General features: G+C 64.3%; 18 protein-coding genes. 9 read left to right on the forward strand and 9 right to left on the reverse strand.

Annotated features, from left to right (window positions below; translation table 11 throughout):
- Nucleotides 1–20: 20 nt before the first annotated feature.
- Complete coding sequence (locus EC912_RS09720; RefSeq protein ID WP_132143390.1) at nt 21–6,266, reverse strand: autotransporter outer membrane beta-barrel domain-containing protein; 6,246 nt, start codon at nt 6,264–6,266, stop codon at nt 21–23.
- Between the two features lie 147 nt (nt 6,267–6,413).
- On the opposite strand from EC912_RS09720, the gene asd reads away from it, so the two are divergent.
- Together asd and EC912_RS09730 are read left to right on the forward strand one after the other, a co-directional pair.
- Nucleotides 6,414–7,253, forward strand: coding sequence for an archaetidylserine decarboxylase (gene asd, locus EC912_RS09725; protein ID WP_132143392.1), 840 nt, complete (start codon nt 6,414–6,416; stop codon nt 7,251–7,253).
- Nucleotides 7,254–7,389: 136 nt separating this feature from the next.
- Nucleotides 7,390–7,830 (forward strand): hypothetical protein, encoded by a 441-nt coding sequence (locus EC912_RS09730; protein WP_132143394.1) that lies wholly within the window; start codon nt 7,390–7,392, stop codon nt 7,828–7,830.
- A 21-nt stretch (nt 7,831–7,851) separates the two neighbouring features.
- Here the strand turns inward: EC912_RS09730 and EC912_RS09735 are convergent, their stop codons facing one another.
- Nucleotides 7,852–9,363 carry a transglycosylase SLT domain-containing protein gene (locus EC912_RS09735; protein WP_132143396.1) on the reverse strand — a complete coding sequence of 504 codons (1,512 nt, stop codon included), beginning with the start codon at nt 9,361–9,363 and terminating at the stop codon, nt 7,852–7,854.
- 309 nt (nt 9,364–9,672) lie between these two features.
- Here EC912_RS09735 and EC912_RS09740 point away from each other — a divergent pair, with 309 nt between their 5' ends.
- From EC912_RS09740 to greB, 3 genes are read left to right on the forward strand one after another with little or no spacing between them, the layout of a single operon-like run.
- Nucleotides 9,673–11,187 (forward strand): helicase HerA-like domain-containing protein, encoded by a 1,515-nt coding sequence (locus tag EC912_RS09740; RefSeq protein ID WP_132143398.1) that lies wholly within the window; start codon nt 9,673–9,675, stop codon nt 11,185–11,187.
- The gene (locus tag EC912_RS09745; protein WP_132143400.1) at nt 11,187–12,431 is read left to right on the forward strand and encodes a DUF4013 domain-containing protein; all 1,245 of its coding nucleotides are present in this window, start codon (nt 11,187–11,189) and stop codon (nt 12,429–12,431) included. The genes EC912_RS09740 and EC912_RS09745 overlap by 1 nt, the downstream gene beginning before the upstream one ends.
- Nucleotides 12,428–12,928, forward strand: coding sequence for a transcription elongation factor GreB (gene greB / locus EC912_RS09750; RefSeq protein WP_132143402.1), 501 nt, complete (start codon nt 12,428–12,430; stop codon nt 12,926–12,928). Before EC912_RS09745 ends, greB begins: the two co-directional genes overlap by 4 nt.
- Here greB and EC912_RS09755 read toward each other — a convergent pair.
- A complete protein-coding gene (locus EC912_RS09755) occupies nt 12,919–16,782 on the reverse strand; it encodes an ATP-binding protein (RefSeq protein ID WP_165973559.1) in 3,864 nt (1,287 codons plus the stop codon). The two genes, greB and EC912_RS09755, sit on opposite strands and share 10 nt — an antisense overlap.
- A 90-nt stretch (nt 16,783–16,872) precedes the next feature.
- Between EC912_RS09755 and EC912_RS09760 the strand changes: the two genes are divergently transcribed.
- Nucleotides 16,873–17,508 (forward strand): response regulator transcription factor, encoded by a 636-nt coding sequence (locus tag EC912_RS09760; RefSeq protein WP_132143406.1) that lies wholly within the window; start codon nt 16,873–16,875, stop codon nt 17,506–17,508.
- Nucleotides 17,509–17,526: 18 nt separating this feature from the next.
- On the opposite strand, the gene EC912_RS09765 is transcribed toward EC912_RS09760, so the two are convergent.
- The 3 genes from EC912_RS09765 to EC912_RS09775 form a co-directional block, all read right to left on the reverse strand.
- A complete protein-coding gene (locus EC912_RS09765) occupies nt 17,527–18,336 on the reverse strand; it encodes a DUF3025 domain-containing protein (protein WP_132143408.1) in 810 nt (269 codons plus the stop codon).
- A 3-nt stretch (nt 18,337–18,339) separates the two neighbouring features.
- Nucleotides 18,340–19,659, reverse strand: coding sequence for a 30S ribosomal protein S12 methylthiotransferase RimO (gene rimO / locus EC912_RS09770; RefSeq protein WP_132143410.1), 1,320 nt, complete (start codon nt 19,657–19,659; stop codon nt 18,340–18,342).
- A 157-nt stretch (nt 19,660–19,816) separates the two neighbouring features.
- Entirely contained in the window at nt 19,817–20,146 is a 330-nt protein-coding gene (locus EC912_RS09775; RefSeq protein ID WP_132143412.1) for a hypothetical protein, read from the reverse strand.
- A 165-nt stretch (nt 20,147–20,311) separates the two neighbouring features.
- Between EC912_RS09775 and EC912_RS09780 the strand changes: the two genes are divergently transcribed.
- Nucleotides 20,312–20,983 (forward strand): dienelactone hydrolase family protein, encoded by a 672-nt coding sequence (locus EC912_RS09780; protein WP_132143414.1) that lies wholly within the window; start codon nt 20,312–20,314, stop codon nt 20,981–20,983.
- Nucleotides 20,980–21,396: an HIT domain-containing protein gene (locus EC912_RS09785; protein ID WP_132143416.1), complete on the forward strand. Its 417-nt coding sequence runs from the start codon at nt 20,980–20,982 to the stop codon at nt 21,394–21,396. The genes EC912_RS09780 and EC912_RS09785 overlap by 4 nt, the downstream gene beginning before the upstream one ends.
- 684 nt (nt 21,397–22,080) lie before the next feature.
- Here EC912_RS09785 and EC912_RS09790 read toward each other — a convergent pair.
- The 3 genes from EC912_RS09790 to apbC form a co-directional block, all read right to left on the reverse strand.
- Nucleotides 22,081–22,587 carry a hypothetical protein gene (locus EC912_RS09790; RefSeq protein WP_132143418.1) on the reverse strand — a complete coding sequence of 169 codons (507 nt, stop codon included), beginning with the start codon at nt 22,585–22,587 and terminating at the stop codon, nt 22,081–22,083.
- Nucleotides 22,588–22,676: 89 nt separating this feature from the next.
- A complete protein-coding gene (gene dcd / locus EC912_RS09795; RefSeq protein WP_132143420.1) occupies nt 22,677–23,243 on the reverse strand; it encodes a dCTP deaminase in 567 nt (188 codons plus the stop codon).
- 85 nt (nt 23,244–23,328) lie between these two features.
- Entirely contained in the window at nt 23,329–24,414 is a 1,086-nt protein-coding gene (gene apbC / locus EC912_RS09800; RefSeq protein ID WP_132143422.1) for an iron-sulfur cluster carrier protein ApbC, read from the reverse strand.
- Between the two features lie 118 nt (nt 24,415–24,532).
- On the opposite strand from apbC, the gene EC912_RS09805 reads away from it, so the two are divergent.
- On the forward strand, nt 24,533–24,982 hold the full coding sequence (locus EC912_RS09805; protein ID WP_132143424.1) for a DUF2147 domain-containing protein: 450 nt from the start codon (nt 24,533–24,535) through the stop codon (nt 24,980–24,982).
- Nucleotides 24,983–25,030: the final 48 nt, after the last annotated feature.

Below are 25,030 nucleotides of genomic sequence, written 5' to 3' on the forward strand. Positions count from 1 at the left end.
AAGCAGCCCTTGTCGATTTCTCAGAAGCTCCAGCGAACGCCCAGATTGAAACCCCAGCCCTGCGTGCCCGCGCTGCCGATGTCCGTGCGGTAATCGCCTTCGGCATAGACCGAGAACCCGCTACGCCAGCTTGCCGTACCGCCGAGACCCAGCTCGCCGTACTGGCCGAAGCGCCCGCCGAGGAACCGCTGACTCACATCGACCTCGGACGATCCGACCGTTACCGCCGGGCGCCCGCCGAAACCGCGTACGTAGTTCAGTCGCGCATACGGGGTAATCAGGCGACCGTTATCGCCTGCGAACGTCCGGTCCAGTCGCACGCCGGCGCGGCCGACGGTCTGGTCCGTATCGTCATAGTGCGCAGTCACGTTATCGCGATCGGTCAGGTCGTGGATGCGCAGATGCTGCCGCTGAATCTGCAACTGCGGCTCGATTTCATAGCCATCGCCGAATCGCCACGGATAGCCGGCTTCCAGCGACGCCGTCCATCCCGTCGCGCGCAACCTCGCGACGCCCTGGGCGCGTGCGACATCGACGTTGCCCTGATGCCGGTCGCCCGACACCACACCGTCCAGATAGAAGCCACCGATGTCCTGCCACGTCATATACATGGCGACGGAATTGCTGTCGTATTTCGCGTGACTGTAACCGTCGGCGGCACGCGGATCGAGCCGCGTCGTGCCATGTGTATAGGCAAGGCCCGCGCGCAACGACGACCGGTCCGCATCCATCGACAGGACATCCACGCCCACCTGCACCGCATGGGTCTGGACATCCGCATCGTAACCGTACTGCTTGAAGCTGCGGTCGGTGTGATAGGTATAGTCGCCACCGATATAACGAGCGAATACATTGCCACCCAGCGTATCGGCGGCACCGCGATCCTGACGGATCTCGCCGAGCCGACGATGCAGGTTGTCGATATTCTGGAAACCATACAGCTGAAGCGCGGTAGGCGTGGCGATATAGGTAGCCACCTGTGGCGCCACCGCGCGACGTGCCGGCGAACAGTTGTCGACGCCGTCGACGACGCAACCGTCGGGCGCGGGGTTGCTGGTGATGAACGGGTCCGGCGAAGGCGCCACGGGCGGCGTGGGTGGCGTGAATGGCACGCCGACTGCCGGTGTCGGCGGCGGATTGATGGCCGAGGTCACAACGCAATCGGTCTGGCAAACATAGACGTTCGCCAGACGGTAATCCCAGAAAGCCGTACCCGTCGTCGCGCCCGCGACCAGCCGCTGCGACGCCACCGAGGCGCCCGGCTGGAAAGCATAAAGACCGTACTGCCACGGACCGACCGCGAGATACCCGCCATTGAGACGGAATGCACCCGCGGTGGATGTACCCGCGATCTGCACGACCGAAATACCTTCGTTCGCATCGACCGCGCCATTGTGGTTGAGGTCGGTGAGATCGCCGTTGCTCGCTACCGACGGCGAGACGAACAGTGTGGTTTCGGCGCCGGGCATGCGCACGTTCCCCTGTACCAGCAGACGGTCGGTGGACTGGTTGGACAGCACGCCGCCCTGATTGAATGTCGTGATCAGGGCCACACGGCCTCCGTTCGACACGTAATCGCCATCGATGGTGAGGCTGTTGCCGGGAGACCCGCTGCCGTTGGTGAGATCGATCAGTCCCGCATTGGTTACGTTGGCGGAACCTGGCTGCGCACCGCTGATCGTCGGATGCACGTTGTCGCCGGCATAGAGCACCGATGTCGCATCGATATTCACGTCGCTGTTGGCCAGGTGCAGGTTATCGGTCAGCGTGAAGGCCGCGTTGTTCGCGAACGAGATGGTGTTCCATCCCCTGCCGAGATTGATGCCCTTGCTCGGGTCGTCCGCGGCGAAGGAACCACCGCGTGCCTGCGTACCCGTGAAGGTCAGCGTATTGCCGCCGCCCGTTCCCGACAGCAGGTGCAGCGTCGACGACGTATCGACCGCGGCGATGTTCGCCACGTTGCCCGCGCCGTTGCCCATGGTCAGACCACCGCTGAGGGTTCCAGCGGTCCAGTCGAAGCGGTCGGTGCCGTCGCCGGTCGCCACGTCGCCGCGCACCTGCCCGCCGCTTAGCGCGATGCTGTCGTTACCCGCGCTGCCTTGCACGGCGACGGCGGTCGGGCTGGCCGCGAGCAAGGTACCCACGTTCTCGAAGTGGGTACCGCTTCCGTTGGAAAGATCGACAACCGGCGAAACGAGACTCGCCGATATCAGCGACCCGCGATTCGTTACGCTGGATGCGGTTCCCGCGAGCAGCGCCGTGCCGCCCGCCGGATCGTTGACGTTGACCGTCGCCTGCGAATCCACGGTACCGGTGGTCAGCGCAACGATACCCACCGCACCGGCACCGTGAGCATTGGCCACGAAACCGGGGCCGAAGGTGAGGTTCTCGCTACCCGGCGATCCGTCGGCATGGCGGTAAGCGACACCGACGCCCTTGCCTACGATGTTGAAGGTGACCGTGGACGACGGATCGATCGCCGTTGCGGTACGTATGCCCGCGCCGTCGCCAACGTTGAAGGTTACGTTGTGCAATGTGATCGCGCCGATCTCCGCTGCGTTCTCTATGCCGTTACCGGTACCCGTGGTCGTAATCACCGTACCGTCGGCGCTCAGCGATGCGGCACCGGTATCGACCAGGATGCCGTGCGCCGAACCGCCCGCCACGATCTGCGCGTTGTTGCTCTCGATGGAAAGCTGCGCACCGTTCAACAGATGAATACCCGCGACGCCATTGTCCACGACGATCGAGCCACTGGGATTCAACGTCTGCGCACCCGCACCTTCCACACGCACGCCCGTGCCGTCGGCGATATGGATCGTTCCGGTATTGGACAGGCCGCCGCCCTGCTGCACGACCACGCCCGTGCTACCCGCTCCCGTGAGATTGATCGCGCCCGCATTGGTGAACACACCGCTATTGCGAGCGATGAAACCCGTACCGCGCGCACCGGCACCCGTTACGTTGGCGCTGTTGAGCAGACTGGTCGCCGCGGGAGCACCTACCGGATTGCCGGCGAGATCGATATTCTGCCCATCGACGATGCCGCCGATCGAGTCGTCTCCGGCAAGATTGACCGCCGAACCGCTGCCGATCGACACCGTCGCCCCGCCCCGCGCTTCGGCGGCGGCAGCACCGGCACCCGTGATATTCATCGTGGCGCCATTGACGGCGACATTGGTCGCGGCGCCCGTCGCGACCAGCGCGCGCGATCCCGCACCCGACGCCGTCAGCGTCGAGGTGGCGGGCAACGAAAGCAAGGCACCGTCGTCGATGCGGAACAAGGTAGTTCGATCCGTGTTCGCATCGAGCGCGCTTGCGGCACTGGCAATTCGCGACGAAAGCCCGGTCGCGTGGAATGCAATCTGATCGGTGTTCGCGAACACCGGCGTCGCGCTGTTGGCAACGTTCACCAGGCCGCCGTTGATCGCTTCCGCACCTATCGCACCCGCGCCATTGAGTTGCACTTGCGAGCCGGCGAGAAGATTCATCGTCGCGGCCGATCCCGACGCGACGACACCGTGCGTGCGGGCAGCGACGCTGCCGCCATTGACGGTGACGGTTCCCGTCGTATTGCCGGTGGTCGCGGCGGTACCGGTACCGGAATCGACGAACATGCCCGTCCCGCCATCCGCGATGGAGATAGCGCCACTGTTGTTCGCGGTCGCTCCGGTCTCGACGCGTATGCCTGTGGTCGACGCGCCGGTGAAGACGATGTCGCCCGTATTGGTCAGCTTCGCGCTGTTACGCGCGATGTATCCGGTCACGCCAACCTGACTGGCGTTAAGCGTGGCGGCACTGGTCAGCGTCGTCGTCCCGACCGGCGACCCGGTGTTTTTCCCGGTCAGATCGTGTTTCTGCCCGTCGGCGATCGCGGCTACCGCGCCCGTACCGGTAAGACCGAACGTCGTCGCGGCATCGATGGTGCCGATTGAGCCGCCTTCGACGATGACGCCACGGGCTCCGGCGCCCGTCACGTCGATCGTCGCATCGTGGGTATCCACCAGCGTCGACGATGCCCCCGTGCCCATCACGGCGACCGATCCGGCACCCGAGGCCGTGACATGCAAGCCCGTACCGTCGAAGTCGGCGCCGCTTTCGACACGGAACAGCGTCGAGGACGGCGTGGTCACATTGAGCGTTGCCCCGGGGTCGACCACGATGCGCGCGTCAGGGCCGAACGCGAAAAAACCGATCTGATTCGAGCCGCTCGCGAACGTGGGTACCGCGCCCGCCGCGACATCCACCGACGCGCGTCCGCGCGCGTGAATGCCGATGGCACCATTGCCCAACAGGTTCACCGGACCCTGCACGCTCGCCAGTGCGGTGCCGGTGCCCTGGCCTTCCGTCCAGATGCCGAAGTTGCGCGTACCGCTGGCCGGATCGGCGCCACCGGCGACATTGATCGTGCCGGAGGAGATCGCACGCGCCGTCGCGGCGGAATTGCTTATGACCTTGATGCCGGTACCGTTAACGCCGTTGAGGTTGATCGTTCCCGTATTGACGATGCCGCCGCTCGATCCGGCATTCACCACGGAAATACCGATGTTCTCGCGCGGCACCGTGGCCGCCGCGCCATTGACGTCGATCGTGCCGCTATTAGTGACCTGGGCCGTATTGCCGCCGGTCACGAGAATGCCGGCAGCGTTCTGGGTCTTCGTGCCGATGGCGATGCGTCCGGCATTGCTCACCGTCGCGTTGCCGTTGACGTTGATGCCCGTCGTAATGGTTACCTGATTGATCGCCACGTCGGCGGCGTTCGAGGTCGGCGTGGTCTGCGGGCCACGACCGATATAGATCGTGCCCGTGGCCGCATTCGTGAACGACGCCGTCGCGTCGTTGAGGTACACGCCGTCCATCGACCCGTTCGACTTGGACCCGGTGACGCCGACGTTGATGCTTCCGGTGTTCGTCGCCGTGGCATTTGTACTTAGACGAATACCTGTCGACTTGCCCGCGCCATTGGCGGTGCCCGTCGCCAGGTTGATGACTCCGCTATTGGCGAAGGTACTGCTATTGAGCACATCCACGATGTTCGCGCCGAATGCACCATCGGTCGTGCGGCCATTGGCCTCGGGGAAGAAATTGCCGTTGATGACGCCGGTATTGCTGCCCTTGCTGGCCCCCGTCAGCAGCATCGCCGTGCCGTCGCCCGACGTATGGATCACGCCCAGCGTTCCCTGGTTGAGCAAGGTGGCGCCCAGGTCGGCGCGCATGGCGCCATGATTCGCATTGGCCACTTCCAGCAAGCCGCCTTTGGCGATCGTGCCGGTCGCATTGGCGCCCGTCACGTTCACGACGATGCGATCCCCGATGGGCTGGGCGACTTCGTCGGTCGGATCATTGGCGGTCGTCGTGTACTGCGTCGTCTGCGTCGAGGAGGTATAGGCCTTGGCGAACTCGGCGTTATAACGGGTCGGATCGAGATTGCCCGCTTGCAACGCGGCAATAAGAAAGTCGTTGTACGCGCGCAGTTGCGCGTCGTTGGTCACGGTCTGCGTGGTCGTGACGCCGTCCAGCGTCGTCACGGTAAACGTGCCGCCATATGCCGCGACGTAGGTCGTGGCAAAACCTTGCGGCGTAGTGGGACTGGCGGCTTCGCCGACGAAGGTAATGCGGTTGCTCGATTGCCAGTTGATCGCGCTGGCCGCAGGACCCGACCCGTCGGCGTAGAACAGCGAGGTCTGTTTCGCCGCGATGGTCCAGTTGTTGGCTGCCGCCGTCGGTGTGGCGCGACCGATATTGACGTTGAAGGTGCCGCCGGCCGCGGTCACGGAACCGACGCGCGCGTCGATGTACTGATTGCCGTTGACGTTGACGATATCGGGAACGGTCGTGTCGTAAGTCGTGGGCGCCAGCGGCACGAGGTTCGCGGTCGCGAAGACGGAGACGACGCGCCGGCCGCCCGTAATGGGATCGGGGACGCTGATGCCGACATTCTGCTGGCCCGGATTGAGCCGTGCGGCACCGATCCACTGTGCGCCCGAGACGATACGACCGAGATCGCGCAGCGCCGCGAGCGTGGTGTTCTGCGCACCGGTTAGTCCGGCGGCGAAGCGCTGATCGCCGATCAGCGTGACGGTCCCCCCGCCCGGAACGATCTGCTGACCGACCTTGGCGTCATTGACCAGCGGACTGTAAGCGGCCAGCGTCACCGTCTGGGCAACCGCCGTGGGTGCTACCGCCATGCTCATGGTCGATCCGACCAACGCCGAAATCACTCCCAGATATACGGCCCGACGCGACATCCCGAACATCGTCATCATGCTTCGCTCCCTGTCCCGGCTGGTACCGGAAAGCGTCACACTGGATTCCCCCGCCCCGTTCTACCCGATATGGACCGTTAACACCATATTTCGTCAGGTGTAAGCGCCATCGAGGCAATACGCGCTCATCCCCCTATAATCCCGGCGATGAAAGCCAAAGTCCTCCTGCAGTACATCCTTCCGCACCGGGCCCTTTCGCGTGTCGTCTACTGGGCCACCCGCTGGACCTGGACGCCGTGGAAGAACTTCCTGATCTCGCAGATCGTGCAGCGCTACGACGTAGACATGAGCCAGGCCGCGCAACCGGACCCTCTCGCCTATCAGCACTTCAATGCGTTCTTCACACGCAAGCTGCGTGCGGATGCACGGGTCGCGACCCCCGGCAACGACCTCCTGCTCTGCCCTGCCGATGGCCGCATCAGTCAGATGGGCCGCATCGTCGACGGCCGCATTTTCCAGGCGAAGGGTCAGGAGTACACGGCCGCCGAACTGCTCGGCGATGAAACGGCAGCGGTACCTTTCCGCAACGGTCGCTTCGTCACCATCTATCTGTCGCCCCGCGACTATCACCGCGTGCACATGCCACTGACTGGCGAACTCGTCGAGACGGTGCATGTTCCCGGGCGCATCTTCAGCGTCGCCCCATTCGCGGTCGAAGCCATTCCGCGTGTCTTCGCGCGCAACGAACGCCTGGTCTGCCACTTCACCGGCGAACGCGGTCCTTTCGTGTCGGTGATGGTGGGCGCGATCCTGGTGTCCAGCGTCGCCACCGTCTGGGATGGTCTGGTCATTCCGCCCTATGCCTCGGATATCCGGCATAAGGACTGCCGCGACCGTCACGTGAAACTGGAACGGTTCGCCGAAATGGCCCGGTTCAACATGGGCTCGACCGTGATCCTGCTGCTTCCCGAGGGTTACGAACTGGACGATCTGCCGCCCCGGCAGCAAGTGGTGGTGGGACAGCGGCTGGGGCACTGGCAGGGCTGAAACCCTGATGTGACCCGGCGCGTCACCTTGTGACCAAATTCGCTTACATTGGACGCGACGTAGGGGTATGCTTTGGACTTGACGTGCCACCGGGGGGAGGTACGGGTCGATAGCAAAGCCTTAGGGGATCCATCCAATGCGCCTCGTCAGCCACCTTATCGCTGTCAATCGCGAAATCCGCCTGCGCCGACAACTTGCCGATATCGAACGGGTCGTTCTCGCCCTTCCCGCCCGCGCCCATGCGGATTTGCAGCAACTGGTCAAAAGGGAAATGGAACAGGCTGCCGCCTGCGACTTCCCCCATCTGTACGGCACGCCGCCGGAAGAGCGCTACAGCGCTTATGGCCTGGGACCGGACATCGGACTGGGCAAGGCCCGCTCCGACAACCACCTGATCGCAACCCGTGGCGTGGCGCTGTGGATCGCTTCCGTGTACCACGAGACGCTGGATGCCAAGCGCAGCGGCATGGAAGACATCCATCGCCAGGTGCTGCGCCTGATCCGTCAGATCAAAGAACTTTCCGCTCCGCGGCGCGATGTCGCCAGCAGCTGGATGGACCCGCGCGCCATCGCCTGATGGCGCGCCCCGGCCGGTGCCTCAGCGGCAGACCGGAATCCGTATGCTTTGCCCCACCTTCAGGTTGTGGCCCTTGAGTCCGTTCATCCGCGCGAGGTCTTCGACATCCGCGCAATCGCTCTTGCGCGCGATGCTGACCAGCGTATCCCCTCGCTTTACCGTATAGCTCTTCGCTCCCTGCGGTTTCGCCGGTGCCGGCGACGACACGGGCGGCGGCGGTGGCGCAACCAGCCTTACCGCGCTGTGCAGATCGTTGGCCAGGATGGGCCACGGGCCGTCGGCGCAACTGGACGCATACACCTTCTCCAGTTGCTTGGGCACATCCAGACGGGTACCGACCGACTGTACGATCATCGGGTCCAGGCGCGGATTGAGGTTGCGTAGCGTCCGGAACCAGCCATCCGTCATGCCTTCGGCGGAACCCATGCACACGGTCAGCTCGCTGAGGGAAGCCGGCCGCTTGAGCACGATGGCTCCCGGTTCGCCATCGACCTTCGGCCATTTCAGGTGATAGCTGTCCGGATGCAGGAACAGCCACGCCGCAGCCAGCACCATTGGTACATAGTCCCGCGTTTCGGGCGACATCTGGTTGTATATCTGCGGATCGTAAAAACTCACACCCGGATTCGCTGCCGCCATGCGGCGCATGCGGCCTTCGCCGCCGTTGTACGCGGCCAGGGTAAGTTCGAGGTTGTTATTGAAGACTTCGAGCTGCTCGTCGATGTACTGGGCGTTGGCGCGAGCCGCAAGACTCGGGTCGAAACGCTGGTCGAAACCGTCGGTATTCGACAGACCGAAGCGCAGCCCGGTGGCATACATGAACTGCAGCGGGCCCGACGCGCCCGAGCGCGATACCGCGTGAACCTTGCCACCCGATTCCTTCGCCATGATGCCGAACAGCAGCGCCTCGGGAAGATCCGCCTGGCGATACTCCGGCCACATGCGATAGCGCATGAACTGATAATTGACGTAAGCGTCCATCAGGTTAGGACGCAGCTGGGTAAGCCACATTTCCAGCGCGGCCTTCACCGGGCCATTCATCACCATCAGGTCCGAGAATTGATGACCGCGCAACATGGTGACGCTGCGCTGCGCCTGTGGCAGCGCACCGATGCCGGCCACGGGCGAGGCTCCCGCATCGCCCGGTGCGGCGCCCGATTCCGGCGTGCCGGCCATATCGTCGCTATCCTCGCCTTCGATGAAGCTGCCGTCCTTCAGGCGCAACAACCGGTCGAAGACCGAGATGAAACGCTGCGGATCGCAACCCGGTGTCAGCCCGCAGCGCGCGGACGCGTCCTTCAGCTGGTCGAGCGCGGCGCCACGGGACTTGTCGGCGGCCGGCGTATCGCCACGCCGCGCCTGATCGATCGATGCCTCGTAGCCCTTGCTGGCCTGGTTCATCCGGTCGTAGAGCGCATTCACCGCTGGCGTCGCCTTGCCCGCGGGACGGGTATTGCCGCCACCGGAAGCACAGCCCGCGAGCAGCGCGAGCGAAAGAAGAGTGAGGCGACTCAATACGACAGCGGACGGCATGGACTACTCGATGGGGCGAACAATGCCGGCCACGTTACCCGTGCGGGGACTACGACTCAACAGTCGCGAAGCCCCGTCGCTACGGCGCGTTCAGGCCCGCACTAATGCGCTGACAGCGGCATGCCTTTCACACCCGCATAAAAGACGATCAGCACCACCGGTGCATTCCCCGTCATTCCGCGGGTGAGTCCTCCAGGCGGCAGCGAATTATGGGGCCGTCGCCGCATTCGATCATCCTCTGTTGAATGTCGGCGAAGTGCCCTTCCATGGCACTACAATCCTTACGCCCATCAACGCAAAGGCCCAGCCATGCCCAGCATCTTTATCGGTCGCAACGACGACGCCCAGGTCGAACTCGATGCCCGCTACGGCAACCGCCACGGCATGATCGCCGGCGCCACCGGCACGGGTAAATCCGTGTCGCTGATGCTCCTGGCCGAAGGGTTCTCCCGCATGGGCGTGCCCTGTTTCCTTGCCGACGCGAAGGGCGATCTGGCCGGCCTGGCGCAAGCCGCGGGTGCGCCATCCGAAAAACTCGCCGCGCGTTTTGCGAAGCTGGGCCTGACGGACTGGAAACCCGCCGCCAATCCCGTGGTGTTCTGGGACATTTACGGCAAGCTCGGTCATCCGGTGCGGGCGACCATTTCGGAGATGGGACCCACCCTGCTCTCCCGCATCATGGAATTGAACGACACACAGCAAGGCGTGCTGGAAGTGGTGTTCAAGGTCGCGGACGACGAAGGCCTGCTGCTGCTCGACCTGGCCGATCTGCGCTCCATGCTGGGTTTCGCCTCCGATCACGCGAAAGACATCTCGGCGCGCTACGGCCTGATCAGCGCGCAGAGCGTCGCGGCCATCCAGCGCGCGCTGCTGAAAATGGAATCGGACGGTGCGGATTCTTTCTTCGGCGAACCGGCGCTCGAACTGGCCGACCTGATGCGCCAGGACATGAGCGGCCGCGGCGTCATCGGCATACTGGCCGCGCAGACGCTGATCCTGAAGCCGCGTCTCTATTCGACCTTCCTGCTGTGGTTGCTTTCCGAACTATTCGAGCAGATGCCTGAAGTGGGCGACCTCGATCAGCCGAAGATGGTGTTCTTCTTCGACGAAGCGCATCTGCTGTTCGACGACGCCCCACCCGCCCTGCGCCAGCGCGTCGAACAGGTCGTCCGGCTCATTCGTTCCAAGGGCGTGGGCGTGTACTTCTGCTCGCAGAATCCGGACGACGTGCCAGGCGATATTCTCGGCCAGCTCGGCAACCGCGTGCAGCACGCGCTGCGCGCGTTCACCCCTCGCGACCAGAAAGCGGTACGGGCCGCCGCCGAAACTTTCGCCCGCAATCCGAAACTGGACGTCACCGAAGCGATCGGCGGACTCGGCGTCGGCGAGGCACTGGCATCCACGCTCGGCGAGGGCGGCGTGCCGACCCCTGTCCAGAAGATCCTGGTCAGCACGCCCACCTGTCGCATCGGCGCAATCACGGACGAGGAGCGCGCCGTCGTTCGCGCGCGTTCACCCGTCGGCGGCAAATACGACACGACGGTCAATCGCGATTCCGCCGAAGAGATGCTGGCGCGGCGCGCAAGCGAGAAGAACGACGCCGACGCGCCGCCCGCGCGCGGCAACGGCCCCGCAGCCGGCAATGCGACCGATGAAGCCGGTGCCGGCTGGAGCGGCGCGGTACGCGACGCGTTGCTGGGTACGAAGCGTCGCCAGGGCATGATCGAAACCATGGCCAAATCGGTGACCCGTCAGGTGGGCTCGAAAGCGGGCCAGGCGATCGTGCGCGGCATCCTCGGCAGTATCTTCGGCGGCAAGCGCTGATGCCGAGACACGCGATCGTCGACGCGGATACCGGCTTCGCCGAGCGCCTGCGCCATGGCGTCCGCTATCCGCTTCGCGGTCCGGCCATCATCACCATCGTCGCGGTGGCGCTGTTCAACGTACTGAGTCTGGTGCCGGGTGTGGGACCGCTCATCCTCATCCTCGGCTGGTCGGCCGTGTACGTGTATGCGTTCGAATGCCTTCGCCACACCGCCGACGGATTCGGCGATCCGCCGGAACTGGCGATCGACACCGATCAGGGCACGGCTACCGCGCTCATCGTCATCCAGCTCGTCGGCGCCGCGCTTTCCGTGCTTGCACCGTTCTTCCTGGGCTTTTCCGGCTTCTTCGTCTCGCTGGCGTTCGGCTTCGTGTTGCCGATCATCACGATGTCGCTCGCGTTCGACGGCGTCGGCGCCGCGCTCAATCCATTCACGTGGTTCGCGGTGATCGCCCGCCTGGGCAGTGCCTATTTCGTGCTCGTCGCTATCGTGCTGCTCACCAGCCTGATGCAGATCGGTGCACGACATGCACTGGCCGGCACCCCCCTTTCCGTACCGCTGTTCTATCTGGTGGCGAACTACCTCACGATCTTCAACTTCTATCTGATGGGCTCGCTGATCCATCAGCATCACGAGAAGCTGGGTTACCGCCCCAAGGCCGACGCCCTGGTCGCGGAAACGAGACGCAACGCGGACGACGACCTGCTCGCGCATGTCGATGTCGTGGCCGCTACCGACCCGGCCGCCGCTACCGACCTGCTGACCGAACGCATTCGCGGCGGCTCGGCGCCACCGCCGGTCCATACGCGCTATCGCGTGCTGTTGCGTCAGGCGGGAAGGTTGCCCGAACTGCTTGTCCATGGACAAATCTGGATCGCCGCACTGGTCGCACAGAACGAAACACGCCGCGCACTCGGCGTGGTCAAGGACTGCCTCGACATCGAGCCGGCCTTTCTGCCGGATGCACCGGAAACCGCTGGCCCGTTGGCGGATGCCGCCGCCCACGCAGGCATGCCGCGCATCGCGTTGCACCTGGCCACCGGTTACCGCACGGCGTGGCCACGAGACTTCGGCGCGTTGCATTACGGCCTGCTGGCGGCACGCATGCTGGAGCGTCTCGGCGAACGCGGCGAAGCCATCGCCCTGCTCGATCGTTTGCGCGTCGAAGCGCCCGACCATCCGCTGCAGACGGATATCGCCGAACTTGCCCGATCGCTGCGCGAGCAGGAAGCGCGCGCATGAGTCGCTGGCGACCGCCATCGCCGTCGTCGACGGCCATCATCACGCGCGCGGGCTTCGAACGGTTGAAAGCCGAACTCGATCACCTGTGGCATACCGTGCGACCGGAAGTCGTCAAGGCGCTGGCAGCCGCGGCAGCCGAAGGCGATCGCTCGGAGAATGCCGAATACACCTACCGCAAAAAGCAGCTCGGCGAAATCGACCGGCGCGCACGCTATCTAAGCAAACGCATCCCCGTACTGAAAGTCGTCGAAACCGCGCCGTCGAACCGGGACGCCGTGTTCTTCGGCGCCACGATGGAGCTGGAGAACGTCGAAACCGGCGAGACGGTGCGTTATCGCATCGTCGGCCCGGATGAAACCGATGCACGTCTTGGCTGGATCAGTATCGACTCGCCACTGGCACGCGCCGTACTGAAAAAAACGATCGACGACGAATTCGAAGCGGATCTTCCCGGTAGCCGCGCGCGTTTCTGCGTCGTCGCCGTGGACTACGACTGAATCTCGCCCTGTACCGCCAGCCGGTCGAGTCGCCCGGCGAAGCGATGCAATTCGTCGATAAATCGCCCCAGTCTCTCGCTGTCCGCCGTGCCCGTTTCGCGCAACGCCCGCTCGATAGCCTCGCCTTCCGTGGCGACAGACGACGGCCCGAACGCATTCACGCCGCCCAGTACGTGATGCGCCCAGTCGGCCAGTGCATCGCTGTCGCCAAGTGCCACGACATCGTCGAATCGTTCCAGCGCGGCTCGCGTGGCGGCGGCGCCGTGAGTGGCGACGATGCCGACATTGCGGTCGCCACCGAACGTCCGGCGCAGACGTTCCAGGTCGAAGGATGATGCTTCGGCGATGACCGCATGCCCTTCGTCGGTGCCCACTTCATCGGGGAGCCAGCGCGCGATCGCCGCGTGAAACGCCTCCAGCCGGACCGGCTTGCGCAGCAGGTCGTCCATGCCGGCGACCCTGCATGCCTCGTCCTGTCCCGTCCGGGCATCGGCGGTCATGCCGACAATAGGCATGTGCCGTTCGCCACCTGCCTCCCGCCGGCGAACCTCGCGCGCCACCGCATAACCGTCGACCAGCGGCATATGGCAGTCGACCAGAAGCAGGTCGTACGACTGGCGCTCCAGCGCGGCCAGCGCGGCCTCGCCGTTCTCGACGACATCGCATGAATAGCCGCGAAGATCCAGCTGGATACGGACAAGATGCTGGTTCACCGGATGGTCTTCCGCCAGCAGGATGCGCGCACTGCGACGAGGCACGAGAGGCCGCGCCTCGTCGCGTACCGATATCTCGCCTTCCTGCCCCAGGGCCAGCCGGACCACGGCGCCCACGGCAGGCCATTTGAGTGGATTCGTACCGAGCAACAGCGCGCCCGCATCGTCGGCGTGCCCGCGCGGCATCGGCATTATGGAAAGCCTGATGGCGCGATCTGTCGCGTCGACGTCACCGTCGTCATCGACGAACCGCACGTCGCCGCCCGTCGCCGCGGCAACGAACCCCAGCGGCACGAGCATGGCTTCGAGCGCATCGCGCGTCCGTGTATCCGCGGTCTCCACGGAGACTGTTTCGCCGTTGCCGGGCTGGTGTGCGACGTCGCGGGCCACGACCGGCAGATCGAGCGTGACCGTGACCGTCGATCCCCGGCTGAGCTCGCTTTCGATGTCGATGTGCCCGCCCATGCGTTCGATAAGCCGTCGCGAAATCGCCAGACCCAGGCCGGTTCCCCCGAACCGGCGGGTCGTCGACGACTCGGCCTGACTGAACGATCCGAAGACGTGACGGAGCTTCGCCGCGTGAATGCCGATGCCGGTATCCGTCACGCTTATCCGCATGCCCTGCCGCGCGGATGCGTCGTCGTGGACAAGGACCGCGACCGCGACTTCGCCGGTGGACGTGAACTTGATGGCATTGCTGACGAGATTGAGCAGCACCTGGCGCAGCCGTCCGGCATCCACCGCATGCGTCGCCGCGAGACGCGCATCGAGGAATATCCGCAGGCGCAAGCCCTTTGCATGCGCCTGCGCCGCCATGATGCTTACCGCGCCGTCGACCAGTTCGCGCAGATCCGTCGGCCCCGGTTCCAGATCGAGGTGTCCCGCCTCGATCTTCGAAAAATCCAGTACGTCGTCGAGTATCTGCAGAAGTGCGGACGCCGAGTGTTCGATGGTGGCGATGAGCGAATGCTGCTCGCCGTCCAGCGGGGTCTGCTCCAGCACATCGAGCAGGCCGATGACGCCGTTCATCGGTGTGCGTATCTCGTGACTGATGGTGGCGAGGAAATCGCTCTTCGCGCGCGTCGCCGCCTCGGCTTCTTCTTTAGCACGCGCCAGATTGCGCGCGGCGAGCTGCTGCGCGGTCACGTCGATCCAGTATCCGTTCCAGTGGACCGTGCCGTCGGCACGCGCGAGCGGCACGGCGTCGGAGCTGAGGTATCGCGTGCCGCTGTCGACACGGATGCGTACCGTCGCGTGCAGCGGCGTCAGTTCGCGGGCGGAACGTTCGATAGCTTCCCGAAGGGACTCACGGTCTTCCGGTAGCACGCGCGCGAGTACGGACTCGCCCCCCGCCAGCAGGTCGCCGGCGCGTGCGCCGAGGATGGTTTCGGGATTTCCGCCGACATAGGCGAGCGAGTAGCGGCCCTCGCGGTCGCGTATGAATTCGTAGACGACGGCGGGGACATGGGCCGTGACGTCGGCCAGCTGCCGCTCGCTGCGTTCCCTCAGTCGCGTCTCGCGACGGAGGCGAAGATAGGCGTAGCTGATCGCCGCGAGCGACGCGAGCAGTACGGCGACGAACGGTCCGACGCGACGCGCCATGTCGCGCCAGGTCGGTCCCACGACATAGTGCGAGGCAAACCAGGTGTTGCGGATTTCCTGCTGTCTGCGCGGCGCCATGTTGACCAGCACGCGATTGACCAGCGGCAACAAGGGTTGCAGTTCACGGCTGACACCGATGGCGATCGCTTCGGATTCCCCGGTAGGCGCGGCGACTTTCAGTCGACCGAGGTAATGCGCGCGAATGAGGTAATCGACCGAAGCCAGGTTCCCGATGAACGCATCGCCCTCGCCCGCCGCGAGACGGGCCATGCCATCGTCTTCCGTGTCCACGGCCATCGTGTGCGCATCGGCAATGCGCGAAATCAGGTGTCGCACGGGCTCGCGCGAAGTATTGGCGATGATGCGTTTGCCAGCCAGGTCGTCGATGGATGCAACGGTCGGCGAGCCTTCGCGCGTGACGATCATGATGGGGAATTCGAGATAGGGCACGCTTGCCTGCAGCCAGGGAAGCGTCGCGCTGCGCGGATTCACGGCACCGACGACATCGACCTCGCCGCGCTCGACGCGCGCCACGGTTTCCGCCCAGTTCGCGCTCGGTACCTGGGTGAAGCGCACGCCGAGTTCGGCGGCGATCTCGCGGACGTAGTCCAGTGCCAGGCCTTCCGCTTCGCCGCGTTCGCTGAGCAGGCTGAAGGGAACGTAGCTCGGATCGACGCCCAGCCGTAACGGAGGAAGGTTCCGCAGCCACGCCCGCTCGCTGGTACTCAGGGGAATCTGCGCCATCCGGGGCTGCGGCGCGACATCGCGACCGACCCAGCGCGCACGCAGGCGACCGTGATCCGCCGCCGTCAGGCCGGCCAGCTCGCGATCCAGCGCCTGTCCCAGCACAGCACGATCCGCCGGCACGCCGAATGCCAGCGCACTGAGCGGCAAGGCCACGGGCGCGCCGATACGCAACTGATTTTCCATGCCAAGGCGGCCGATGAATTCGCGCGCGCTATAGGGATTGTCGATATAGGCCGTGGCGCGACCGTCGGCCACGCGACGCAGCGCCTCCTCCGTGGAGGCAGTTTCCAGGATCGTGGAGTGCGGCAGTTCGCGTCGCAGCGTTTCGACGTCGAAGTAGCCGGCGTGCACGGCGACCGTCTTGCCTTGCAGCTCGTCCAGATTCCGGACGATCGGCGCGTCCCCCCGCTCCACCAGCGCCGGCAGCGACTCGAAATAGGTGGCCCCGACCCGCACGCCCGGCATACCTGCCTCCAACGGCGTCACGCTGGTGGCGACGTCGATTTCCCCATGCGCCAGCGCCGTCAGTACGGCCGGCCAGGTCGGAAATACGCGGGTTTCCAGCGTTACGCCCAATCTGCCGGCCAGTTCGCGCAGATAATCGGGCCCGAGGCCCACCAGTTCGCCTTCGCGCACTTCCTCGAACGGCGGATAGCCCTCGCGGTACGCGCCGACCACCAGCACCGGATGCTGGCGTAGCCACGCCGTTTCCCCCGCCGTAGCGGCCGCTTCCTGCGCATGGGTGACGACAGGCGTAAATAGCAGGAAAATTAAGAATAATCGGAAAATCATGGTCATCCGCACGCGAGGCTGTCCATCCTAGGCATAATCGATGGCAAGCGATCCGTGCCGATCGCTCCGCCCAAGAGAGAACCTTAAAGCATGTCGCTCAAAGTCATCCTAGCCGACGATCATCCGCTGGTAGCCATCGGCGGGTCGCTGGCACTCGGAACCGCGGGCATCGATGTCGTCGGTACCGCCACGAATCCCGACGAACTCATCCAGTTGCTCAGGGAACTGCCCTGCGACGTGGTCATCACGGATTTCCTGATGCCCAGCGAATCGCAGAACGACGGCCTGACGCTGATCGAGAATATCGTGAGGGATTTCCCCAAGATATCGCTCGTCATCCTCACCATGATCGATCGCGCCAGCGCGCTACAGGCCATGCTCGCGCGCGGCGCCGTCGGTATCGTCGACAAACGCGCACCGATGGACGAGCTGGCGGATGCGGCACGCGCGGTCGACGCCGGTGAAACCTATCTCAGCGAAAGCCTTCTGCGCATTCTGGACGAAGCGGAGAAAACGGCGACCCCAACCACGGACATGCCGCTGTCGCCTCGCGAAAGCGACGTTATCCGCATGTTCGTCGGCGGCATGTCCCTGGGCAAAATCGCCGAGCGCGAAGGCAAATCGGTCAAGACCATCAGCCGTCAGAAGCGCGATGCCATGCGCAAACTGGGCGTGCACCACGACAGTCTGCTGGGACAATACGCCCGCGACCACGGCCTGATCTGAAGAGCCGCAGGAGCGCTCCTACAACGGGAATACATGCAACGGCGCCGGATACTCCCGCCCCGCCCGTAGCGGCTGAAAACACGCGCCTTCCCGATAAAACCGCTCATTCCCCGTCTCCGGATGCCATCCCGGGATACCGCTCACCGGCAGCGCCCGCAGCTCCTGCGGATCGCACAACGCACGCCCTTCTCCGATCGCACGCGCACATATGTCCCATGCCACGGCCATATCGTCGCCCATCACCACCAGAGCCTTACCTACCAGCAACTTCCCCGGCGTCAACGCATGCTCCAGCAACGCGTGACCAAAGACCTCCGCCCGTGCGTCGCCCTTCAGCCATGCCTCGCGATGCGTCCAGAACAGGGCATGCCAGTCGTGCGCATTCCACGCCGCAAGCATCGCCGGATCGCGCAATGTAACGAGAATGCCGGCTTCGTCGAAATGCGTCAGCGCGCATTGGGGACGGGATCGCTCCTTGCGCCCCATCACGGCGATTTCGGCGACCTGCCGCTCATTCAGCGCGCACTTGACCGCGCCATAGCGCAGCCAGATCAGGGCATTCAGCAAGTCGTGCCAGTTCGCTTCACGCGTGGCGATCAATCCGTCGCTGGCGATACGCTCTTCGTAGTGCAGGCCGTCCGCCAGCAACGCCGCGTCCTGCGTCGCGAACCGCTGAGCGGCGTCGCGACCGGGCAACGCATTCAACGTGGCGATATCGGGCCAGGATGCATTCGCCAGCAACGCGTGCCACGAACGCCACTCCGATAACGGCGGCACCCCGAGAACACGCCTGTCCAGCGCCTCCCTCGTAGGTGCCACGTAACGCATGGATCAGGCGAGCCGACCGTAAAGGTCGTGCGCGTCGGCGTCCTCGATCACGACATCGACGAACTGACCGGGCTTCAGCAGCTGGCCATCGTCGATGCGCACCGCGCCGTCGATCTCCGGCGCATCCGCGCTGGAACGACCCCAGGCACCCTCGCCGTCGATTTCATCGACAAGGACTTTCAGGGTACGACCGATCTTGCGCTGAAGCTTGGCGGCCGAAATTTCGGCCTGCACGGCCATGAACTGCTCGAGGCGATCTTCCTTGAGCTCTTCATCGACCGGATTGGGCAGGTCGTTGGCTTTCGCACCGTCGACGGGCGAATAAGCGAACGCGCCGACGCGATCCAGTTCAGCCGCGCGCAGGAAGTCCAGAAGCTCCTGGAACTCTTCGTTCGTCTCGCCCGGGAAGCCGACGATGAACGTGCTGCGGATGGTCAGATCCGGCACCTGCCTGCGCCAGTTCTGGATACGCTCCAACGTCTTGTCCACGTTGCCGGGGCGCTTCATCAGCTTGAGGATGCGCGGGCTCGCGTGCTGGAACGGGATATCGAGGTACGGAAGAATCCTGCCGTCGGCCATCAGCGGCATGACTTCATCGACATGCGGATAGGGGTAGACGTAGTGCAGACGCGTCCACGCGCCGAGTTCCGAAAGGCCTTCGCACAGTTCGGTCATGCGCGTGCGGTATTCCTTGCCGCGCCAGGTGCGTTCCGCATAACGGACATCGACGCCATACGCGCTGGTGTCCTGCGAAATCACGAGCAGCTCCTTGACGCCGCCCTTCACCAGTTTTTCGGCTTCGATCAGAACCTCGTCCACCGGACGGCTGACCAGATCGCCGCGCATCGACGGGATGATGCAGAAGCTGCAACGGTGATTGCAGCCTTCGGAAATCTTCAGATACGCGTAGTGCTTCGGCGTGAGCTTGACGCCCGTATCCGGCACCAGGTCGAGCAGCGGATTGCGCTGCGGCGGCAACGCCTTGTGCACCGCGCTCATCACGCTTGCGTAGTCCTGCGGGCCGGAAATGGCGAGGACGTCGGGATAGGACTCGCGAATCAGTTCCGCGCGCTTGCCGAGGCAGCCCGTCACGATGACCTTGCCGTTCTCGTGCAAGGCCTCGCCGATGGCGTCGAGCGATTCCTGCACCGCCGAATCGATGAAGCCGCAGGTGTTGACCACCACCGCGTCGGCCGCGCCATAGGTCGGCACGATTTCGTACCCCTCGACTTTCAGCTGGGTGAGGATACGTTCGGAATCGACCAGGGCCTTGGGGCAACCAAGGCTGACGAAACCAATTTTATGGGCGGCCTGGGACGACATGGTCGTTGGGTACCGGGAGGTGGGAACCGGGTATTATACCCGGTTGGAAGCGCCCACATTCGCGGCAATAGCCTGCGGGCCCGGTTCCCCACTTTAACGGGAGCCTGTACGGGCTCGGCAAGGCTCCACGACAGAGAACCGGCCCCTCAGCCAGTTTTCAGATCCGTTCGACACTGGATTTATAACCCGCCACGACGTACGCCAACTGGTGCTCGATGGCGTCCTTGAGCGCCTCCAGTTCGACACCCTTCACTTTGCCCTTCCTCGCAGCGAGGGCGACTTTCTGGGTTGTCTCCGCCAGCGTATCCGCCGCCCCCTGGAATGCCTTCAAGGTGCCCGCAAGCTCGGGATAGTCGACAACGTCAGTCCATCGGTCTGCGTTATCCCTGATTGCCTGAAAATCGACGGGCGATACCGAACCGTCGGCCTCAAGGGCACGAAGAAATTTATCCAGTGCCACATTCGAAGACTGAAGAACCAAGCTCATGTCGAATCCTCTCGCGAGATCAGCGGAACAACGTGTCATCACACTAGGATCGCGATCGTTAGATACAGATGAAGACCAAGGGCCGATGTTACGGGCATGGCACACTTACACCTACGCCAATTGGCCAGTAATCGTTCCACGCAAGCGACAATCATGGAGTACACCATGGGTAGCACCATCATTCTCGACACGTCCCGCTCCAATGAGTCCATGGACGCCTACATCGCACGGCCGACCGGAACACCCCGCGGCGGTATCGTCGTGATCCAGGAAATCTTCGGCGTGAACGCGCATATCCGCAGCGTGGCCGACGGTTTCGCGGACGAAGGTTATGTCGCCATTGCGCCTGCCCTGTTCGATCCCGTCCGGAAAGGCGTGGAGCTTGGCTATGACAAGGAAGGCATGCAGGCAGGCGGCAAGCTCGTCGCCGAGCTTGGCTTGCATCGACCGGTGGAAGACGTCGCCGTAGCGGCGCGCGCCATTGCCTATGCGGGCAAGATCGGCACGGTCGGTTATTGCTGGGGCGGCACGGTGGCGCTTATGGCTGCGTTGAGGCTGGGTCTTCCGTCGGCCAGTTATTACGGCTCCCGTGACGTGCCCTTCCTGAGCGAAGACGCGAAAGCACCCGTGATCTTCCATTTCGGCGAACGCGATCATTCGATCCCGCCGGAGATGGTCGAGAAACATCGCGAACTGAAACCGGAAATGGATACCTGGGTCTACCCCGCCGACCACGGTTTCAATTGCGATGCGCGGGCCAGTTACGACGCACCCAGCGCAAAACTCGCGCGCGAGCGCACGCTGGCGTTTTTCGCCCGCTATCTGGCCGACGCATGACTGCGCCGTTCATTCTCGATTCCCGACTGGCCGGCGACACGTTCGTCGTCGGCGACCTGCCCCTCAGCCGCGTGCTGCTGATGAACGATGCGCGTTTCCTCTGGCTCGTCCTGGTCCCGCGCCAGTCCGGTCTTTCGGAAATCATGGACCTCGCCGACGACGATCAGACGGTTCTGTGGGGCGAGGTAAACGCGGCGACGCGCACGCTGCGCGATGCCGAACCATGCAACAAGATCAATATCGGCGCGCTCGGCAATATCGTCAGGCAGCTGCACGTGCACGTGGTCGCGCGACGCGAAGGGGATGCCGCGTGGCCGGGTCCGGTTTGGGGCAGTGGCAAGGCGGTGCCCTATGACAACGCCACGTCGAGCGAACTGGTCGGACGCCTGCGGGAAAGCCTGTCGCTTTTGTAGGAGCGCGCGGCTGGCCACTCTTCGGGTAAGGACAGCCGCTGGGCGGCTCGTGTTGGCAGCGGCTTCGTCGGCTCACGCTCGTGCGTCGTGGAAGCCGCGACCGGGTTGGCCCTTGGGGCCTTCGGCGCCGTCCCTGCGGGAGCGGGCCGTAGCGCCGCTTCGCTCCGTCAGTGGGTCATTGCGGCCCTCGGCTAAGGCGGCCCCAAGGGCCAACCCGGTCGCGGCACCGTCGGTTGCGGTTTGCTGCGGGGAGAGCGCGAGCCTGCGCACGGGCCCGCATGAAGTCACCTAGGGCCATGCGTCGACGCGATGCTTTCCTCCACGTGACCGCAGCATCCGGAAGAGCCGTCGGCCACCACCCTCGACGCGACTTGCGAAACCGAGCGCGGCGGGCGGACAAGGCCCGCAGGGGGCGGACCTGGACGGTCCGCCGTTTTTGCTGAGGCAGGGATGCCGAATCAAAAACCCCCGCCCGCAGCGCGGGCGCGACGGGGCGTAAGCCATAGAACAAAAGCCGCGCAGCGGCTCTCCCTCCCCGAGCGACGGTGAAGCCGGAGCGTCGAGGGTGGTGGCCGACGGCTCTCCCCGAAGCGTCCGAGCGCTACCGCGATGGCAAAGCCGAGCCCTACGTGAAGAACAAAAAAAACGGCGCCCGAGAGCGCCGTTTCCGTCGATGCGATGAAATCAGCGCTGCTGCTGTTGCTGCTGGCTCGACGGATCGTAAGTGCCGCTGGCGGCATCCTTACCCTGCATACGATCGGGGAGGTTGGCCTTCTGCGGCGTGTCCTCGAGCGTGCGCGCTTTCTCTTCGACGGCATTCAGGCGAACCAGTTCGCCCTTCTTGTCGTAGTACACGGTGAACCCGTAATCGAGCTGCATGCGTGCCATGAAGCCGAGATGGTTGTCGCGGATTTTCGAATCGTCGCTGGGGAGCAGCAGCACGGTCTTCGGCAGCTTGCCCTGATCCTTCAGATACGAGAAATGGCTGCCCGTGTCGGCCGCCGAAAGCACGGCGCCATCGACCAGGAACTGACCGCTCTTGTACGACTTCAGTGTCATGTCGAACTGCCCCTGGGACGTCGGTACATGGTCGTCCTTGGCACTGCCGCGATGGCAACCGGCAAGCACCAGCATGCTGGCAAGCAATACCGCCGCGCCGGCGCGCGCCAGCCAGGTGGAAACACGGATCATGCGACTTTCTCCCAAAAGTTCTGTGGTTCGTGAATGGGCGAGTCTAACGCTCGCCCGTGTCGTGCGTGAATGCGACTGACGCAAGGCGTTCAGGTGCTGGGCAGCGTGACGCCGCGCTGGCCCTGGTACTTACCGCCACGATCGGCATAGCTGACTTCGCATTCCTCGTCGGATTCGAGGAAAAGCATCTGCGCCACGCCTTCATTGGCGTAGATTTTTGCGGGCAGCGGCGTGGTATTCGAAAATTCCAGCGTGACGTGGCCTTCCCATTCCGGCTCGAGCGGCGTCACGTTGACGATGATGCCGCAACGGGCATACGTGCTTTTGCCAAGGCAGATGGTCAGCACTTGCCGCGGAATGCGGAAGTATTCGACCGTGCGCGCCAGCGCGAAGGAGTTGGGCGGGATGATGCATACGTCCGACTTGACGTCGACGAAGCTGCGCTCGTCGAACGCTTTCGGGTCGACGATCGTGGAATTGATGTTGGTGAACACCTTGAACTCGGCGGCGCAGCGCACGTCGTAGCCGTAGCTGGACGTGCCGTAGGACACCAGTCGGTGGCCGTCGCGCTCCTTGACCTGACCGGGCGCGAAGGGCTCGATCATGCCGTGTTCCTGGGCCATGCGGCGGATCCACTTGTCGGACTTGATACTCACAATGATCTCCGTAGGGCCAGCGTGGGCACCTGCCCACGCGCGCGTTTAACCGGGAAAGGTAGCGAACTGGGCCGGACGGCGCCAGTCAGGTGTTCTGGATGACGATTTTCGGGAACGAAATCGCCTTGTTTTTTGCCTGCAGCGACAGCCGGGCCGCCGCGGAACGGGCAATGGAACGGTACCGCGCGGTCAGATCGGAATCCGGCATGGCCACGACCGTGGGCTTGCCGCCGTCGGCCTGTTCGCGGATGCGGATGTCCAGCGGCAGGTCGCCCAGGAACGGAATGCCGAACTCCCCGGCCATGCGCGCGCCGCCGCCCTGGCCGAAGATGTGTTCTTCGTGGCCGCAGTTCGAACAGATATGCGTTGCCATGTTTTCGACGACGCCGAGGACCGGCACCGCCACCTTTTCGAACATCTTCAACGCCTTCTTCGCGTCCAGCAAGGCAATGTCCTGCGGGGTGGTGACGATGACCGCGCCGGATACCGGCACCTTCTGCGAAAGCGTCAGCTGGATATCGCCCGTGCCGGGCGGCAGGTCGATGATCAGATAGTCGAGGTCTTCCCAGCGGGTGTCGGTCAGCAGTTGCATCAGGGCCTGGGTGACCATGGGGCCGCGCCAGATCATGGGCGTGTCCTCGTCGATCAGCACGCCGATGGACATGGCCTGCAGGCCGTGCGCCAGCATGGGCACGATGCTCTTGCCATCCGGCGAGGACGGCTTGCCCGATAGGCCGAGCATGCGCGGCTGGCTGGGACCGTAGATGTCGGCGTCGAGAATGCCCACCTTCGCGCCCTCGGCGACCAGCGCCAGCGCCAGGTTCACCGCGACGGTCGACTTGCCGACGCCACCCTTGCCGGAGGCCACGGCGATGATGTTCTTCACGCCGGGCAACGGCGCGAGCTGGCCCTGCACCTTATGGGCGTGGGTGCGCTGGGTCACCGATACCGTGGCGGTATCGATGGCCGGATCGGCTTCGAGCGCGGCTTTCGCGGCGGCGACCGCCGCCTCGACGTACCCGGCGGCGGGGTAGCCGAGCTGGATATCCACCGACACCCGCGCGCCGTCGACGCCGACCGCCCGGATCGATTGGGCCAGCGACTGGCCCGAATGCGGGTCGATGACCTGCTCGAGGATGCTGCGTACGAGGGATTCGCTGGCGTTGCTCATGGACGGGTGTCGATGCAGGGGATCGCCCATTATGCCAGCCGTGGCGCAATGCAGCTTGACGGGCTGCTGTGGCCTCGTCAGGCTCGGGCCATACTGAACCGTACGGGGAGTCCCACGCATGAAGTCATTGTTCCGCGCCGTTTTCGCCGCAGCCCTGGTCGTCGGCGCCATGCCCGTCTTTGCCGCCGACCTGACCAGCCCCCTAGGCAAATGGAAGACCATCGACGACACCACCCATAAGCCGAAGTCGATCATCGAGATCACCGAAAAGGGCGGCGTCCTCGAGGGCAAGGTCCTGGAAGTCATCCAGTCCGACGAAGGTCCGCATCCGCTCTGCGCCAACTGCGACGGCGAGCGCAAGAACAAGCCCATCGTAGGCATGACGATCATGTGGGGCCTCAAGAAGGACGGCGATCAGTGGAGCGGCGGCCAGATCCTCGACCCGAAGAAGGGCAAGATCTACAAGGTCAAGCTGGAACTGACCGATGGCGGCCAGAAGCTGGACGTCCATGGCTACATCGGCTTCTCGCTGCTGGGCCGCAGCCAGATATGGGAACGGGTGGAATAACCCTCGGGACGCGCTCCCGCAGACCTCCTACATAGAAAGCGCGGCATG

The organism is Luteibacter rhizovicinus (assembly GCF_004342265.1).
Lineage (GTDB): Bacteria > Pseudomonadota > Gammaproteobacteria > Xanthomonadales > Rhodanobacteraceae > Luteibacter > Luteibacter rhizovicinus_B.